The sequence below is a fragment of the Pedobacter ginsenosidimutans genome (genome assembly GCF_001442625.1).
GTDB classification, from domain to species: Bacteria; Bacteroidota; Bacteroidia; order Sphingobacteriales; family Sphingobacteriaceae; genus Pedobacter; species Pedobacter ginsenosidimutans.
Window position 1 is genome coordinate 60,684 of sequence record NZ_LMZQ01000003.1, and the last position, 15,238, is coordinate 75,921.

The following is a 15,238-nucleotide window of genomic DNA, read 5'->3' on the forward strand; positions in this document are numbered from 1 at the left end:
TTTGTTTGCACTTACAGTAAAAGATTGCCGCGTCGTTCCTCCTCGCAATGACGATAACGAAAGCAGAACTCTCAAAAAGATTGAAGCGAATGGCAGGACTGCTGCCTCCGATGGAAAACTGGCATTCATTTCCAAAAAAATGCTTTGCATCTTCCATTGATATATTCATAAGAAAAATCGTCATCTCGACTGAAACGCAGTGGAATGGAGAGATCTATCTTGTGATAGATTTAGCTGCGCTGAGCACTTCGTGGTTCTCGACTTCGCTGCACCCGATAGCTATCGGGTCCGCTCGAAATGACGATATCGCGATAAAAGATCTCTTCTTAACTTCAACAAAGTTCAGCATAACAATCACAAAAAAAGGTTTAAGATTTTCTGCTGTATGCTTTACGCACCCTGCAAAAACCTTAAACCTTCGGCCTTATAGCTTAAACCTTACTAAGGAACGATCTCTTCTAAATAACTCTCAATCGGCGGACAAGCACAGATTAACGCTCTATCGCCATGGCTATCGTTAACACGACCAACTGATGGCCAGAACTTGCGCTCTAACACATAAGGAAGCGGAAACGCAGCTGTTTGACGGCTATAAGCATGATCCCATTCGTTAGCGGTAATTACCGAAACCGTATGTGGAGCATTCTTTAATGGGTTATCTATTTTATCTAAAGTGCCGTTTTCTACAGCGGTAATTTCGTTTTTAATCGCGATTAAGGCATCACAGAAACGGTCTAACTCGTGTTTAGGCTCCGATTCTGTAGGCTCAACCATTAAAGTACCCGCAACCGGGAACGAAACTGTTGGGGCGTGGAAACCATAATCCATTAAACGTTTTGCAATATCAGTTACTTCGATTCCGAAAGCTTTGAACGAACGGCAATCTAAAATCATCTCATGTGCACAACGGCCCTGAGCACCTGAATAAAGCACTGGATAATGTTGCTCTAAACGCGCTTTCATGTAGTTTGCGTTTAAAATAGCGTATTTGGTAGCATTGGTTAACCCTTCAGCGCCCATCATAGCGATATAAGCATGAGAGATAATCAAAATCGAAGCCGAACCCCATGGTGCAGATGAAACTGCAGAAATTGATTTTCCTTTATCAATATCAACCACAGCATGCCCCGGAAGATAAGGAACCAGGTGTTTTGCCACACCGATTGGACCCATACCAGGACCACCACCACCGTGAGGGATACAGAAAGTTTTGTGCAAGTTTAAGTGACAAACATCGGCCCCGATATTCGCCGGGCTTGTTAAACCAACCTGTGCGTTCATGTTTGCACCATCCATATATACCTGTCCGCCATTAGCATGGATGGTTTCGCAGATTTCGATAATACTTTCTTCGAACACGCCGTGAGTAGATGGATAAGTTACCATCAAACACGATAAGTTGTCTTTGTGTAATTCTGCTTTCGCTTTTAAATCTTCAACATCGATGTTACCATTCTCTAAAGATTTAACCACAACAATTTTCATATCGGCCATTGCAGCAGAAGCAGGGTTTGTTCCGTGTGCCGAAGCAGGAATTAACGCTACATTACGGTGGAAATCGCCTCTATCGTGGTGATAAGCGCGGATAACCATTAAACCTGCATATTCGCCCTGGGCACCAGCATTTGGCTGTAAACTCATTGCGGCAAAACCGGTAATTTCACTTAACCATTTATCCAGTTCATTAAAAACCGAATAATAACCCAATACCTGATCGGCAGGTGCAAATGGGTGGATGCGACCAAAGTGAGACCAGGTAACAGGAATCATCTCGGCAGTAGCATTTAATTTCATGGTACAGCTACCCAAAGCAATCATTGAGTGGCAAAGCGATAAATCTTTAGCTTCTAATGATTTGATATAACGCAACATTTCATGTTCTGAATGGTGCAAATTAAAGATTGGGTGTGTTAGATAGGCTGAAGTACGTTGTAATGACGCAGGGATAACTGTTTCTACATTTTCTACCACCTCAACCTGATCGGCAGCAATGGCTTTAACTTTAGCAAAGATTTTAGCAATTAAAGCTACATCTTCGAAAGTACTAGTTTCATCAAACGAAATAGTTGCAACGTTACCAACATAATTTAAGTTGATTTCGTTATCAATACATCCTGAATGGATACCACCTTTTAAATCGCCTAAATCGAAACGGATCGTATCGAAATAAGCAGAATTTAACTGCTCAAAGCCTAAACTTTTCAATGTAGAAGCTAAGCTGATGGCCAGACCGTGTGTACGTTCTGCAATGGCCTTTAGTCCTTTCGGACCATGGTAAGCTGCATAAAAACCAGCCATAATGGCCAACAATGCTTGTGCAGTACAGATGTTTGATGTTGCTTTATCTCTACGGATATGCTGTTCGCGGGTTTGCAAAGCCATACGTAAAGCATAATCGCCGTGACTATCGATGGTTACACCGATAATACGACCCGGGATGTTACGTTTATATTCTTCTTTAGTTGCAAAAAATGCAGCATGTGGTCCACCGAAACCCATTGGTATACCCAAACGCTGGGTAGTTCCAACTACCACATCAGCTCCCCACTCGCCCGGAGGCGTTAACAAGGTTAAGCTTAAAATATCGGCAACTACCGTTAATTTAATATTTTGATTGTGCAATGCCGATGCAAAATCTTTGTAGTCGAAAACTTCACCGTTCCCTGCCGGGTACTGAACAATTGCGCCAAAGAAATCTTCACTAGCTACGAAATCTAAATGACTTCCAATCACCAGTTCAATGCCGTAAGGATTAGCTCTAGTTTTTAAAATATCGATCGTTTGAGGGAAAAGCAATTCCGAAACGAAGAACTTTTTAGCCGCCTGATTTTTACGCAAGCTATATTGCATAAACATCGCTTCAGCTGCAGCAGTACCTTCATCCAATAAAGATGCATTGGCAATCTCCATTCCGGTTAAATCGATAACCATCGTTTGGAAATTTAACAAAGCCTGCAAACGACCCTGTGCAATTTCCGCCTGATATGGTGTATATTGTGTGTACCATCCTGGATTTTCGAATACATTACGTAAAATTACACCCGGGGTAATGGTATCATAATAACCCTGTCCGATAAAGCTTTTAAAAACTTTATTCAACAATGAAGTTTGTTTTAAAGCACCAAGATATTCAGTTTCTGATTTCGCTGCAGGCAAGTTTAAAGGTTGTTTTAACCTGATTGCCGTCGGAACAGTTTGTTCAATCAGCTCATCAATAGAATTTACGCCAACAGCTTGCAACATTTCGACTGTATCTGCCTCATTTGGTGCAATATGACGATTTTGAAAATCTTCCTTGTAATGGATATTTAAGCTCATGCGGTATGAATAATAAATTTGCGTGCAAAGGTAACAAAAACGAAGCTGTATTTCACTATCAATCAGTGTAAAAAAGGCGTCTTATTCATACTTAAAAGCGACAAAATTGGTAGATTTTGTGCACAAACAAGAAGACAAACGTTTGTTCATTTTTAAACGGATAACCGATTATTTGGAAAGCGGGACGTGTACTGAAATTAAAATCTGTTTAACCCATCAACTTCGATCTTTTGTAGTCTGTTAGGCTGAGGCCAGAAACACCTCCAATGTAAAATAGAAGCTACCTAAGGAAAGAAAAAAAGCATTTGCATAAATTTGAAAAGCATCTACCCCACGTTTTTATGTCAACATTTAAAAATAACGTCGCACTTTTAGTTCATGCCTGCGATAGTTATGAATTTCTTTATAAAGGTTTTGATTACACTTTCTCAGAAAACTGGGATTTTAAAATACCTTGCAATTATTATTTCGCTACAGAAATAAAAAACGCTGATGTGAATGGCTTCACCAACATCAAATCGGGCAAAGGCGAATGGGCCGATCGCCTGGTAACGCTGTTAGGTAATATAGACGAAGAATATGTACTCTACTTCCAGGAAGATATGTGGTTAAGCAAACCTGTAAATCCTAAGTTCTTTACAGCACTGTTCGAACAGGCAATTGAAAACGATTGGCAACAGGTTAAACTTCATAGTTCTGGTGTTTATAAAACTAAAGAAACCACTAATTTTATTGAAGGATTTAATATTGCGGAGATCGATAATGAAGCTTCAAATTATTTAATGTCGCACCAGATTACGCTTTGGAAAAAAGATTTTCTACTTGCCCAGCTCTATAAAAAAGAACATCCCTGGCGGAATGAGCGTAAAGGCACCAGGAGGTTGAAAAAATTAAATCCTTTGATTCTTCATGCCGATTACTTTGCAGAAAACGGCGCGGAGGAAATCAACAACAATAGAAATCCATCAGAACGGAGCGAGTATTATGCCGTTTCATTTAACAGCACCCTAAATCACAATGCCGTTCGGTTTATCGAACTGTTAAAGTCGGGTAGTCAACCTCAAAAAGACTATGCTGCAGAACTGCTAAACCATTACGACAACAATTTAACCCATAACGGTAAGGAAAGGCCTAAAAAAGAAGATTTTTTTAAGAAGCTTAAAACCTATCTATTGAAAAAGAATTCGTAATTAATTTTTTCATATCATATGGTTTGAAGAGCAATGGCTGTACTAAAATTCAAGTTTGTTCCCGCCATTTGCTACAATCTTTTTGAGATCATATCAACTTATTCAAGGTTGCTGTAAACAAAAAGGATTTTCACTGCTGTAGGGTTTAAAAACGACGGGCATTATAACAAACAGAGGCTGCAGGGCGCAATAGGTATTACGCTTTTATCTTTGGTCTTTCAGCTTTAGTCTTTAAATCTACTTCTGCACTTTCCAGCCCTCATCTTTACTCAACTTTAATTTATAGGTTTTGGTAATGAAGTTGCTGTTTTTATTGGCATCTTTATCAAAGGGTTCGAAATCTGTTGTTGTCATTTTAAGTGATACCGTAACTTTTGCGGTGCTCGAATTTACCTGTGCAAAATCGACAGGTTTTTCGTCTGATAAAACATATTCTACAACTTTTACAGTGGCTTTGTCACCGTCCTGTTTCAACACCAACGGACTTGCCTTATCGGTTAAAGTGATCTGATAAACGTAGCTGCTATCTTTCGATAAGAATTTTTTCTTTGCTTCCTTTAAGCTTAATGAAACCAGACCTTTACTCGCTAAGGATTTATATTTCCCAAGCTCGAACATATCGTTTGTGCTGTTGAATTTGATCTCCCCAAAATTAAACCTGGCGGTTTTATATTCGGGATTGGCTTTTAGATAATCGGTAATTACCTCAGCAGCCTCATCCTGATTGATGGTAGTTTTGGTTTTACATGCGGTTAATCCGACAATGATAAAGGATAAAATATAAATGGTAAGTTTTTTCATGTGTATATGCTTTATGCTTTTTAAAGATATTTAATTTTAGTTTAACCGCAAAGAACGCGAAGTTTATTAATCTTTAAGGCTTAAACCACAAAGGCGCTAAGAACGCTAAGTTGCATTCAAGGCCAACAATAAATTCCAAAGCCCTGCTTTGCACCCTCTGCGTCTTCACTCTGCGTACTTTGCGGTAAAAAACTAGATTAATCTCGCTTTAAATATTTAAGATTCGGCAAAACCATCGCCGATAAAATTATTACAACGCCAACCCACCTTAAAAACGATACCTGCTCTTGTAACACAAAACCCGCCATCATTACGGCAACGGGCAATTCTGCAGCGCTTAATATCGAACTTATGGCTGTTCCAATTCTGGGCACGCCTTCTGCGTAAAATAAAGGAGGAATAACCGTACCAAAAACTGAGATAATTAATCCCCATTTTAATAAACTACCATTTAAAGCACCGTTAAATAAGAATGTTGGCGGAAAAATAATGAAGATCAATATACAGGCACCGGTAATCATCAAGGCACTTTTTTGCAATGGAGCATATTCATTTCCAATTCTACCACTCAATAATAAAAAGCCGGCATAACAAATTGCAGCCAATAAACCGAAACCTATCCCTTTAAGATCCATGCTTTCGATACTTGTTTCGGCCATCCCACTTGCTAAAATTGTTCCGCCCAAAACCAAGAGAATTGCCAAAAGCTGTAAACCTGTTGGTTTCTTTTTAAAAATTAGGTATTCCATTAAAATACTCATCCAAATGAACTGCATTAACAAAATAATCGCCACCGAATTGGGCACCAACTTTACACACTGATAATAAAAAATACTCACCAAGCCCGTGCATGTTCCTGCGATTATCATTTTCCACCAAGGGGTTTTAGGTACAATCGCTTTAGCCTTATAACCAGCTGTTCTGCTTTGAAAGAAAAATAGTACCCATAAAATTACGGCACCAAAGAAAGCCTGAGCCCCTGTAACATCACCCAGCGTATAACCTTCATGATAAGCCAGTTTAACAAAAGTAGAGAGGATACCAAAACTGCAGGCACCAAAAAAAACAAGGAGAATTCCTTTTAACATAAAATTCAATATTTAACCGCAAAGGACACTAAGGTTTTCGCAAAGAAGCGCAGCGCTTGATTAAACCGATGCACCTAACTTTGCGTTCTTTGCGCCCTTTTCTTTGCAGTCTTTGCGGTTAAAACTAAGCCAATTGTTGTAAATATTTCTGAATGGTGGTTTCCAGCCCCAGATAAAGTGCATCGCTAATTAGCGCATGACCGATTGAAACTTCTAATAAACCAGGGATGCTCTGCGCAAAATAATGTAAGTTGTGTAAGTCGAGATCATGCCCCGCGTTAATTCCCAAACCTAATTTGTTGGCATGATGTGCTGCAGCAATGTAACTCACTACTGCCTTTTCGCGGTCGGCAAAATAATTATGTGCATAAGCCTCGGTATATAATTCAATCCGGTCTGTTCCGGTTTCTACCGCACCCTCAACCATCTCTACAACCGGATCTACAAAAATAGAAACGCGGATACCTTCCTTTTGGAAAACAGCAACCATTTCTTTCAGGTAGTCTTTGTGTTTAATTGTATCCCAACCGTGGTTTGATGTAATCTGACCTTCGGCATCAGGCACCAGTGTAACCTGAGCAGGTTTGTTGGCCAATACCAGATCAACAAATTTATCTTCTTTGCAATTTCCTTCAATATTAAATTCTGTCGCAATAACAGCCTTTAAATCGTAAACATCCTGGTAACGGATATGGCGTTCATCAGGGCGTGGATGCACAGTAATTCCCTGTGCGCCGAAACGCTCGCAATCTAATGCAACCTTAACCAGATCAGGATTATTACCTCCGCGACTGTTGCGGAGTGTAGCAATTTTATTGATATTAACCGATAACTTTGTCATGAAGCAAAGATAAGGCTTTGCCCTTGTTAATCTTAAACCTTAAAAAAATTTGACTTTTTTTTGCTCATATTTGCTTCTTGTAAATGAACTTAAAAGATACAACACTATATAAATTCCTGATCGTTTTACTTGCAATTGCGAGTATACCAGCACTTTTTGGCGGCGTGATGGAGCCCGATGGCGCATTGTATGCCTCCATGTCTAAAAACATCATCCTGTTTAAAGATTGGTTTAACCTTTACGGTCGCGGGGCCGACTGGCTGGATAAACCCCACCTCACTTTTTGGATTTCTGCAGCATCCTTTAAAATTTTCGGAATCTCATCCTTCGCCTATAAATTACCATCATTTCTGTTCGGTTTACTGGGTGCGTGGTATTTATACAAATTAGCTAAAGATATATACGATGAAAAAACCGGGTTAATCAGTGCGGTGATTTTTCTAAGTGCCTTGCATATCATCACCTCTACTTTTGATGTTAGGGCCGAAATTTATATTGCAACCTTTACATTAGCATCTATTTACCATTATTATAAAGCACATCAAAATTCTTTTTGGCACATTGTAGCAGGCTCATTTTTTGCTGCCTGCGCAATATTGATCAAAGGAATTTTTGTGCTGATCCCTGTATTTGCCGGTTTTATTATCTACTGGTTACTAACAAAACAGTACCGTCAGCTTTTAAAACCTAAATGGTATATCGCCATTCTTTTGATTTTTGTTTTTATTACACCCGAGCTGTATTCACTTTACACGCAATTCGATCTGCATCCCGAAAAAATTGTTTTTGAAAGGACGGGTGTTTCGGGTTTAAAATTTTTCTTTTGGGACAGTCAATTTGGGCGTTTCTTTAACAATGGGCCGATTAAAGGTAAAGGGGATATTTCGTTTTTTCTACACACTACTCTTTGGGCATTCCTTCCTTGGTCTGTACTATTTTATACGGCAGTTGTAAATCTGTTTAAAAGAAAAAATAGAATTACTTTAGCTCCCGAAAGCATTATAATCTGGGCAAGTGCAGCAGTTACTTTTCTGATCTTTTCGCTTTCTAAATTTCAGTTGCCGCATTATATCCTGATTATCTTTCCTCAGTTTTCGATCATAACAGCGCTGTACTTAAGGCAGCTTGGCAGCAAAGGTTTAAAAACCTTCTTTTTTATCCAGAATATCATTTTCATTTTGGTTATTGCCTTACTTTCTGTCTTAGCCTTTTTCTTTGGGTTCGAAAACCCGTATTTAATTATCGGTATCCTGATTGTTGTTCTCGCCATCTCTTTCTTACTATTTAAAGGCATTTTATTGGAAACCATCATTGCGAGGAGTGCATTTTTATCTGTTGGATTAATGATATTCCTCTTCATTTTTTTCTACCCGGCCCTTTTAAAATATCAATCAGGTATGCAGGCAGGTAATTGGTTAAAGCAAAATTATCCTACTGCTCAACCTGCAGTATTAAATTATATAGATGCATTCTCTTTTGATTTTTATGCCCCGGGAGAAGTAAAATATCTGCATAATTATAGTGATCTCGACAAATCAAAGAACCTAAAAGACTTGGTTATATACATTCCAGAACAGGAATTGGCAAAACTAAAAAGCGAATACCATGCTGAAATTCTAAAATCGTTTGAATATTTTCATACCACGAAACTGACGGGTAAATTTTTAAACGTGAAAACGCGACCTCAGGTTTTAGAGCATTTTTATCTGGTTAAAATACATTAACATGGATTTATTCTTCCGCATCTTAAAATTTGGATTAACGGGTTTCCTCGGAATGGCGATTGATTTCGGCGCCACCTGGTTGTGTAAGGAGAAAATCAAGATAAACAAATACATTTCTAATGCCATTGGTTTTACTTTGGCGGTAACCAATAACTACCTCATTAACCGCGTATGGACATTTCAGAGCACTAATAGTCATTGGGGAACAGAATTTAGTAAATTTCTGGTAGTAAGTTTAATCGGTTTAGGGCTAAACACCTTTATCATTTACCTGTTCCACCAAAGGAAAAACGGCACCAATTTTTATGTAGCCAAATTCTTTGCAATAGTGATTGTTTTTGTCTGGAATTTCCTTGCGAACATGCTTTTTACATTTAGGTAAAATACTTTCGAAATAGATCCTTAAACAAATCCGATAGCTATCGGATCAGGATGACGGTCTGTTCAAAATTTTTATACAATTCGCGCGGACTAATGAGCTAATGACTACTGAACGAATGAACCATTTAAGTAACGTTTTTGCCAATAAAATAGAACACAACAAGCCATATTAATCCTTTAATCAGGAAGAATAAAAACCCAACCAGTCCCACCCGCTTAAACCATAATTTTACTTTTTCTTTGTTCATGGCGATGTTTGTAAAGATAATGGATTTGGCTTAAATTAGAAAGATTTTAAATAAGGAATTATGAAGTTATCTAAATCTTTGCTCCTCGTTATTTTTTCCATTTGCTTTTTTGGTGTTAAAGTTTTTGCACAGAATTTTGATGATATCAAACGTTACAAGGTGAACTTTGCTACAGCCGTCCGCGCTAATGAAAAGCTGATTGCAGTTAGAAGCTTTTCTGCAAATAATCAAAAGTATTTGCTGTTGGTGAATCCAGAAAACTTAGAAACCAAAACAGATTTGGCAAATAAGTATGCTTTAAGCGGCTTACAATTTCAAAACGTATTGGCGATTTTCAAAAATACAGCTTATGTCAAATCGATTGAGGCAGCTGCGGCTAAAGATTTGCAACTTCAAAATGCGGGGATCGATCATGCCATTCCGAATGAAAAGGGGATTACCTTAACGATTGATCTTTGTCCATCGCATAGGGCCTTAGACAGGATTATTTTTCAGTCTGTTTTCGATGAATTTAAAAAGATAGAACAGCCTGCGCCACTCGCGGTTTCTGTTTCTGGTAAATGGATGTTAAAGCATCAGGATGATTTGAACTGGCTGAAAAGTCTGGTAGAGAAAAAGGAACTGAATATTACCTGGGTAAACCATACCTACAACCACGAGGTGAATAAGTTACCCTTAGCTGAAAACTTTTTATTGGCACCCGGAACCAATTTAGATGTGGAGGTATTGGAGAATGAAAAACTGATGCTCAAAAATGGTTTAACGCCATCTGTATTTTTCCGTTTCCCCGGCCTGGTATCTGATAAGACCATCGTAGAAAAGATCGAGGCCTACGGATTAATCCCTGTAGGAAGTGACGCCTGGCTTGCAAAAGGACAACAGCCTAATGCGGGCAGTATTGTTTTGATTCATGGCAACGGCAATGAAGAAATCGGCGTGAAAGATTTCATCCAGTTATTAAAAACCAAACAGGCCGATGTAAAAAGTAAACAATGGCTGCTTTTCGATTTAAGACAGGGATTGGAAAAGGAATTTGAATAACCTGCTTTTTAACCGCAAAGGATGCAGAGGGAAGGCGCAGAGCACGCAAAGCTTGGTTCAGATAGCTTTAAATCAGCCTTAGCACCTCTTTGCGAAAAACTTTGCGTTCTTTGCGGTAAAACTACTTCTTAGCTGGCAATAACTTTATTTCTTTGGCCTTAAAGCGGTTGTTCACGATTTCGCCGGTAACCTCTGCTTTGCTTACGGCATTGCAAAAACCATGTTCGCCATGGGCATCGCCAAAATCATCAATACCTTTTCCATCAACAAAATAAGATTTACCATCTATTTTTACTGCTAACTCGCAGTCTTTACCTTTCATTTTAAACTGACATTCGCCACAAGCAATATCTACTGTTTGTTTAGTGATTACTTTTGCCGTTTCAGCTTTTTTAGGAGCAGTTTGGGCATTTACAGAAAACGCAAATACACCAAGAATTAAAGCAAATATTAACTTTTTCATCTCTTTTCTTTTTTCAAATGTAAGTTTTCAAGGGCAAAAGAACCACAATTCTTTGTAAAATAAACCTGATGGAAACGAACATCCCGATTCTTCCATCGGGATAAAGTGTACAGCAGGACTGAAACCTCCGAAGAGAACAGGAACCAACGTTTTCAAAAAACAGGAGACTCGCCTAGACTTTAGAAACACCCCGCCTTGCAGGCACCTCCGATAAATCGGAGGAATAAAAAAAGGGATATGCAAATTGCACATCCCTCTTAAATCATATCGACTTCAGACGCTCGACTGAAGACCAAGGACTAATACCTGTATGTATCTGCTTTGAACGGACCTTCTACCGGTACGCCGATATAATCAGCCTGGTGTTGATCCAAAACATCTAATTCTACACCGATTTTTTCTAAGTGTAAACGGGCAACTTTTTCATCTAAATGCTTAGGCAAAGTATAAACTTTGTTTTCGTAAGCTGCAGTATTGGTCCAAAGCTCTAATTGAGCTAAAGTTTGGTTGGTAAATGAGTTACTCATTACAAAACTTGGGTGACCAGTTGCACAGCCTAAGTTAACCAAACGACCTTCGGCCAGGATGATTACATCTTTACCATCAATGGTGTATTTATCAACCTGAGGTTTAATCTCCACTTTGGTATCGCCATAATTGCCATTTAACCAAGCCATATCAATTTCGTTATCGAAGTGACCGATGTTACAAACAATCGCTTTATCTTTTAATGCTCTGAAGTGTTGTTCGCGAACGATATCACAGTTACCAGTAGTGGTTACCACGATATCAGCTTCTTTAATTGCAGTAGCTAATTTTTTAACTTCATAACCTTCCATTGCAGCCTGTAAAGCACAGATCGGGTCAATTTCGGTAACAATAACACGTACACCTTGCGAGCTTAACGATTCTGCAGAACCTTTACCCACATCGCCATAACCACAAACAACAGCCACTTTACCTGCCATCATTACATCGGTAGCACGACGGATCGCATCAACCAATGACTCACGACATCCGTATTTGTTATCGAATTTAGATTTGGTAACCGAATCGTTAACGTTAATTGCAGGTAAGTGCAATGTTCCGTTTTTCATTCTTTCGTACAAACGGTGAACACCAGTTGTAGTTTCTTCTGATAAACCTTTAATCGCCGTAATTAGCTCAGGATATTTATCAAAAACCATATTGGTTAAATCGCCACCATCATCCAAAATCATGTTTAATGGTTGTTGTTCCGGACCGAAGTGTAAAGTTTGCTCAATACACCAATCGAATTCTTCTTCGTTTAAGCCTTTCCAGGCATAAACCTGAATACCAGCAGCAGCAATTGCAGCCGCAGCGTGATCTTGTGTAGAAAAAATATTGCAAGATGACCAGGTAACTTCAGCACCCAGTGCAGTTAATGTTTCGATTAATACAGCCGTTTGGATGGTCATGTGCAGACAACCTGCAATGCGCGCACCTTTTAATGGTTGTGTTGGACCGAATTCTTTACGTAAACTCATTAAACCTGGCATTTCTGCTTCGGCTAATTCGATTTCTTTACGGCCCCATTCTGCCAGTGAAATGTCCTTAACTTTGTAAGGGATATAAGAAGTCTCTACTGATGACATAATTATTTGTTTTAAAATGAAATGCAAAGTTACGGCATAGCTTTGTCAAACCCAAATAATTAAAAGTACAAGGTGGTTTGCGGATTGTAAAATAGTGGCCAGATTTTCACACTTAAATTTCTATACTTCATAGGCTCGAGCAAGAATGCATAGAAGAATACAAATAAAATTTAAAAAGTTTTCAAAGCGATAAATTCGATTGAATAGATTCAGTGAGATAATGATTTTGAGGCAGATTGAATTTATAAAACCCAAATTGCTTTATTAATTTATCCAAGTTCATGTAAATATTCTTCAGGAAAATTTTTACTTATATCCCTGTAAACCTCTCGATATTCCCCATCTGTAATAGTATGTGAGATTTTGCATGCAAAGGATACTGATGATCCTGACTTAAATATGACCATCCTTTGAGTAGTCATTAATCCAAGACTTGTAACAAAAATATTCCATGTTGTTATTCCTTCTTGCAATATCAAATTTCGATTTTCTAATTTCGACATTTGTGGTGCTAACACTGCTAATTCTATCATTAAATTATATGATAGAGAAAGAATATCTGGGTTTAGCCCTCTCTCTTTATCTCTATTAAAATCTGAGTTCCTAAAGATTCTGGCCTGCAATTCTCTTATTGGATACTTACCTTGGTTGATTACAGCCAGCGTAATGCCATTTGGATTCAAATTCTGCACCAACTGAATAACGACATAACTATCACCTCCAGTGATGTTACCAACTATATCTTTTGAAGCTTGATCCAAGTGTTCAGTTATATCTTCATTCCTTTTTGTTAACCTTTCTAACTTCTGTAGTTGCAAAATAGTATTATCAAGTATGCTATTTGTTTTTATGGAAGACTTCCAGTTTTGCACTAGGGTTGCAAAGGCAACCATGAAGGCCCCAAGCAACGTAAAAGGGTTAAAGCTCAATTCCTGTATCCCATTATCGTAAGGCATCTTAATTTTAAACGGGGGAAATATTGAACCAAGTGCAGCTATAAAAGCGCCAAAGAAGATGATATGGATCGGCTTTAATTGCTTAATAATATCAGAGAAAAAAGAACTTATTTTTTTTGGCATGAGTATTAAATAAACTTAAGCCACTTATCGGTATGGCTTACTAATATTGAATTGTTAAGGGGATGGTAAGAGCCATTGTCAGCAAATTTTAGGTTATTTTCTCCAGCATGGTATTTTACAACTTTTACCTATATTGCAAATATGTAGATATTTGATTCAAATCCCTACATAATTTTAATTTTATAGCTTTAAGATTCTGATCTTACTGTCTAATGTCGAGAGCTCTCTCAGTTGGTAAAATTACAACTGGACTTTTAGCTTCAGCCAAGAATTCGTCCAACGATTCTCTGCAGACCACTATAGATGCAAAACCACTTAAAGATTGATAAATATTTATTATTAGTTGGATAAAATGTAATTTGAAAAGCAAAACCAGCAGTGCTTAGGTTTGGCTTGGTTCTGCCATACACTATAGCTCCGATAGAATCCCGATGTAAAATCGGGACGGAGGCTGCCGTTCCCGTCAGGTTTAGAAAACACAAAACTGTGCTCCGTTTGTAAAGCCATGAACAACCTGAAATAAAACTTTGATTTACAGCTAATTATTTCTTAAATTGTTATAACCAAATTAAGTTTTATGAAAAGCGTAAAACACTTGTTAGATACCAAACAGGTACGAATTATCTCGGTATCAGAAAATATTTCTGTTTTAGATGCCTTAAAAGTAATGACAGAAAAGAACATCAGCGCGGTACTAGTCATGGAGAACGATCGACTACATGGCATTTTTACGGAACGCGATTATGCCAGGAAAATCATCCTTCAAGGCAAATCATCAAAAGATACCCTGATTAAAGAAGCAATGACGAGCAGTCCGATCACCATTAATTTAAGCGACAGTATCGATTATTGCATGGAGCTAATGACCGACAAGCACATCCGTCATTTACCAGTTGTAGAAAACGACGAAGTAAAAGGAATGGTTTCAATCGGTGATGTGGTAAAGTTTATCATTGCAGATCAAAAACAGACCATTTCTCAATTGGAAAGCTATATTAGTGGTTAATACTGAGTTGGATTATGTTGGTTGGTGAGACACCAACCAACAGATGGCCTAGGCTTTCACCGCTACTTTATCTTCAGTTTTACCTGATTGGTGCATTTCGAGTTTTCCATTGTATTGTGCACCCAGTTCAATTTCAATGGCCTCTGTTTTAATGTCGCCATTAACCCTGCCTGTCTTTTTTATTTCCAGGTTTTGGGCTTTTACATTTCCGTTAACGGTTCCATAAATAATGGCTGAGCCTGTTTGAATGTCACCTTTAATCATTCCTTTTTCACCTAAAACAACACCGCCTTCAACATTTACATTACCAATTACAGTTCCATCGATCCTCACTACTGCTTTCCCTTTTAGCTCTCCGGTAATGGTAAATCCGAGGCCAATTAGGGTAGAAATTTCTTGTTGATTTAAGTCTTTAATCTGATTGTTTTTCTTGAACATGTTT

14 protein-coding genes are annotated in these 15,238 nt (G+C 38.3%); 5 read left to right on the forward strand and 9 right to left on the reverse strand.

What is annotated here, in order from left to right; all coding sequences use genetic code 11:
• Positions 1–441 precede the first annotated feature (441 nt).
• Entirely contained in the window at positions 442–3,318 is a 2,877-nt protein-coding gene (gene gcvP / locus ASU31_RS04265) for an aminomethyl-transferring glycine dehydrogenase (protein WP_057931156.1), read from the reverse strand.
• A gap of 341 nt (positions 3,319–3,659) precedes the next feature.
• Here gcvP and ASU31_RS04270 point away from each other — a divergent pair, with 341 nt between their 5' ends.
• A complete protein-coding gene (locus tag ASU31_RS04270) occupies positions 3,660–4,508 on the forward strand; it encodes a hypothetical protein (RefSeq protein WP_057931157.1) in 849 nt (282 codons plus the stop codon).
• Positions 4,509–4,745: 237 nt separating this feature from the next.
• On the opposite strand, the gene ASU31_RS04275 is transcribed toward ASU31_RS04270, so the two are convergent.
• From ASU31_RS04275 to ASU31_RS04285, 3 genes are all read right to left on the reverse strand, one after another.
• The gene (locus tag ASU31_RS04275) at positions 4,746–5,309 is read right to left on the reverse strand and encodes a hypothetical protein (RefSeq protein WP_057931158.1); all 564 of its coding nucleotides are present in this window, start codon (positions 5,307–5,309) and stop codon (positions 4,746–4,748) included.
• 197 nt (positions 5,310–5,506) lie between these two features.
• Entirely contained in the window at positions 5,507–6,397 is an 891-nt protein-coding gene (locus tag ASU31_RS04280; RefSeq protein WP_083505269.1) for an EamA family transporter, read from the reverse strand.
• Between the two features lie 124 nt (positions 6,398–6,521).
• Positions 6,522–7,238 (reverse strand): pyridoxine 5'-phosphate synthase, encoded by a 717-nt coding sequence (locus ASU31_RS04285; RefSeq protein WP_057931160.1) that lies wholly within the window; start codon positions 7,236–7,238, stop codon positions 6,522–6,524.
• Positions 7,239–7,321: 83 nt separating this feature from the next.
• Here ASU31_RS04285 and ASU31_RS04290 point away from each other — a divergent pair, with 83 nt between their 5' ends.
• Both ASU31_RS04290 and ASU31_RS04295 read left to right on the forward strand, forming a co-directional pair.
• Positions 7,322–8,962, forward strand: a complete 1,641-nt coding sequence (locus ASU31_RS04290) for an ArnT family glycosyltransferase (protein WP_057931161.1) — start codon at positions 7,322–7,324, stop codon at positions 8,960–8,962.
• A gap of 1 nt (position 8,963) precedes the next feature.
• Positions 8,964–9,344: a GtrA family protein gene (locus ASU31_RS04295; protein WP_057931162.1), complete on the forward strand. Its 381-nt coding sequence runs from the start codon at positions 8,964–8,966 to the stop codon at positions 9,342–9,344.
• A gap of 124 nt (positions 9,345–9,468) precedes the next feature.
• On the opposite strand, the gene ASU31_RS27980 is transcribed toward ASU31_RS04295, so the two are convergent.
• On the reverse strand, positions 9,469–9,591 hold the full coding sequence (locus tag ASU31_RS27980) for a hypothetical protein (RefSeq protein ID WP_262890336.1): 123 nt from the start codon (positions 9,589–9,591) through the stop codon (positions 9,469–9,471).
• A 60-nt stretch (positions 9,592–9,651) separates the two neighbouring features.
• On the opposite strand from ASU31_RS27980, the gene ASU31_RS04300 reads away from it, so the two are divergent.
• The gene (locus ASU31_RS04300; RefSeq protein ID WP_057931163.1) at positions 9,652–10,632 is read left to right on the forward strand and encodes a polysaccharide deacetylase family protein; all 981 of its coding nucleotides are present in this window, start codon (positions 9,652–9,654) and stop codon (positions 10,630–10,632) included.
• A gap of 121 nt (positions 10,633–10,753) precedes the next feature.
• On the opposite strand, the gene ASU31_RS04305 is transcribed toward ASU31_RS04300, so the two are convergent.
• The 3 genes from ASU31_RS04305 to ASU31_RS04315 all read right to left on the reverse strand — a co-directional run bounded on the left by ASU31_RS04305 (position 10,754) and on the right by ASU31_RS04315 (position 13,790).
• On the reverse strand, positions 10,754–11,095 hold the full coding sequence (locus tag ASU31_RS04305) for a DUF6370 family protein (protein ID WP_057931164.1): 342 nt from the start codon (positions 11,093–11,095) through the stop codon (positions 10,754–10,756).
• Positions 11,096–11,394: 299 nt separating this feature from the next.
• Positions 11,395–12,711 carry an adenosylhomocysteinase gene (gene ahcY, locus ASU31_RS04310; RefSeq protein WP_057931165.1) on the reverse strand — a complete coding sequence of 439 codons (1,317 nt, stop codon included), beginning with the start codon at positions 12,709–12,711 and terminating at the stop codon, positions 11,395–11,397.
• A gap of 269 nt (positions 12,712–12,980) precedes the next feature.
• Positions 12,981–13,790 (reverse strand): hypothetical protein, encoded by an 810-nt coding sequence (locus ASU31_RS04315; protein ID WP_057931166.1) that lies wholly within the window; start codon positions 13,788–13,790, stop codon positions 12,981–12,983.
• 577 nt (positions 13,791–14,367) lie between these two features.
• On the opposite strand from ASU31_RS04315, the gene ASU31_RS04320 reads away from it, so the two are divergent.
• Positions 14,368–14,796, forward strand: coding sequence for a CBS domain-containing protein (locus tag ASU31_RS04320; protein WP_057931167.1), 429 nt, complete (start codon positions 14,368–14,370; stop codon positions 14,794–14,796).
• Between the two features lie 48 nt (positions 14,797–14,844).
• Here ASU31_RS04320 and ASU31_RS04325 read toward each other — a convergent pair whose 3' ends face one another.
• Positions 14,845–15,234 (reverse strand): bactofilin family protein, encoded by a 390-nt coding sequence (locus tag ASU31_RS04325; RefSeq protein WP_057931168.1) that lies wholly within the window; start codon positions 15,232–15,234, stop codon positions 14,845–14,847.
• Positions 15,235–15,238: the final 4 nt, after the last annotated feature.

Coding starts and splice junctions, on each gene's coding strand:
- gcvP (WP_057931156.1), bottom strand. CDS start 3,318: ATGAGCTTAAATATCCATTACAAGGAAGATTTTCAAAATCGTCATATT.
- ASU31_RS04270 (WP_057931157.1), top strand. CDS start 3,660: ATGTCAACATTTAAAAATAACGTCGCACTTTTAGTTCATGCCTGCGAT.
- ASU31_RS04275 (WP_057931158.1), bottom strand. CDS start 5,309: ATGAAAAAACTTACCATTTATATTTTATCCTTTATCATTGTCGGATTA.
- ASU31_RS04280 (WP_083505269.1), bottom strand. CDS start 6,397: ATGTTAAAAGGAATTCTCCTTGTTTTTTTTGGTGCCTGCAGTTTTGGT.
- ASU31_RS04285 (WP_057931160.1), bottom strand. CDS start 7,238: ATGACAAAGTTATCGGTTAATATCAATAAAATTGCTACACTCCGCAAC.
- ASU31_RS04290 (WP_057931161.1), top strand. CDS start 7,322: ATGAACTTAAAAGATACAACACTATATAAATTCCTGATCGTTTTACTT.
- ASU31_RS04295 (WP_057931162.1), top strand. CDS start 8,964: ATGGATTTATTCTTCCGCATCTTAAAATTTGGATTAACGGGTTTCCTC.
- ASU31_RS27980 (WP_262890336.1), bottom strand. CDS start 9,591: ATGAACAAAGAAAAAGTAAAATTATGGTTTAAGCGGGTGGGACTGGTT.
- ASU31_RS04300 (WP_057931163.1), top strand. CDS start 9,652: ATGAAGTTATCTAAATCTTTGCTCCTCGTTATTTTTTCCATTTGCTTT.
- ASU31_RS04305 (WP_057931164.1), bottom strand. CDS start 11,095: ATGAAAAAGTTAATATTTGCTTTAATTCTTGGTGTATTTGCGTTTTCT.
- ahcY (WP_057931165.1), bottom strand. CDS start 12,711: ATGTCATCAGTAGAGACTTCTTATATCCCTTACAAAGTTAAGGACATT.
- ASU31_RS04315 (WP_057931166.1), bottom strand. CDS start 13,790: ATGCCAAAAAAAATAAGTTCTTTTTTCTCTGATATTATTAAGCAATTA.
- ASU31_RS04320 (WP_057931167.1), top strand. CDS start 14,368: ATGAAAAGCGTAAAACACTTGTTAGATACCAAACAGGTACGAATTATC.
- ASU31_RS04325 (WP_057931168.1), bottom strand. CDS start 15,234: ATGTTCAAGAAAAACAATCAGATTAAAGACTTAAATCAACAAGAAATT.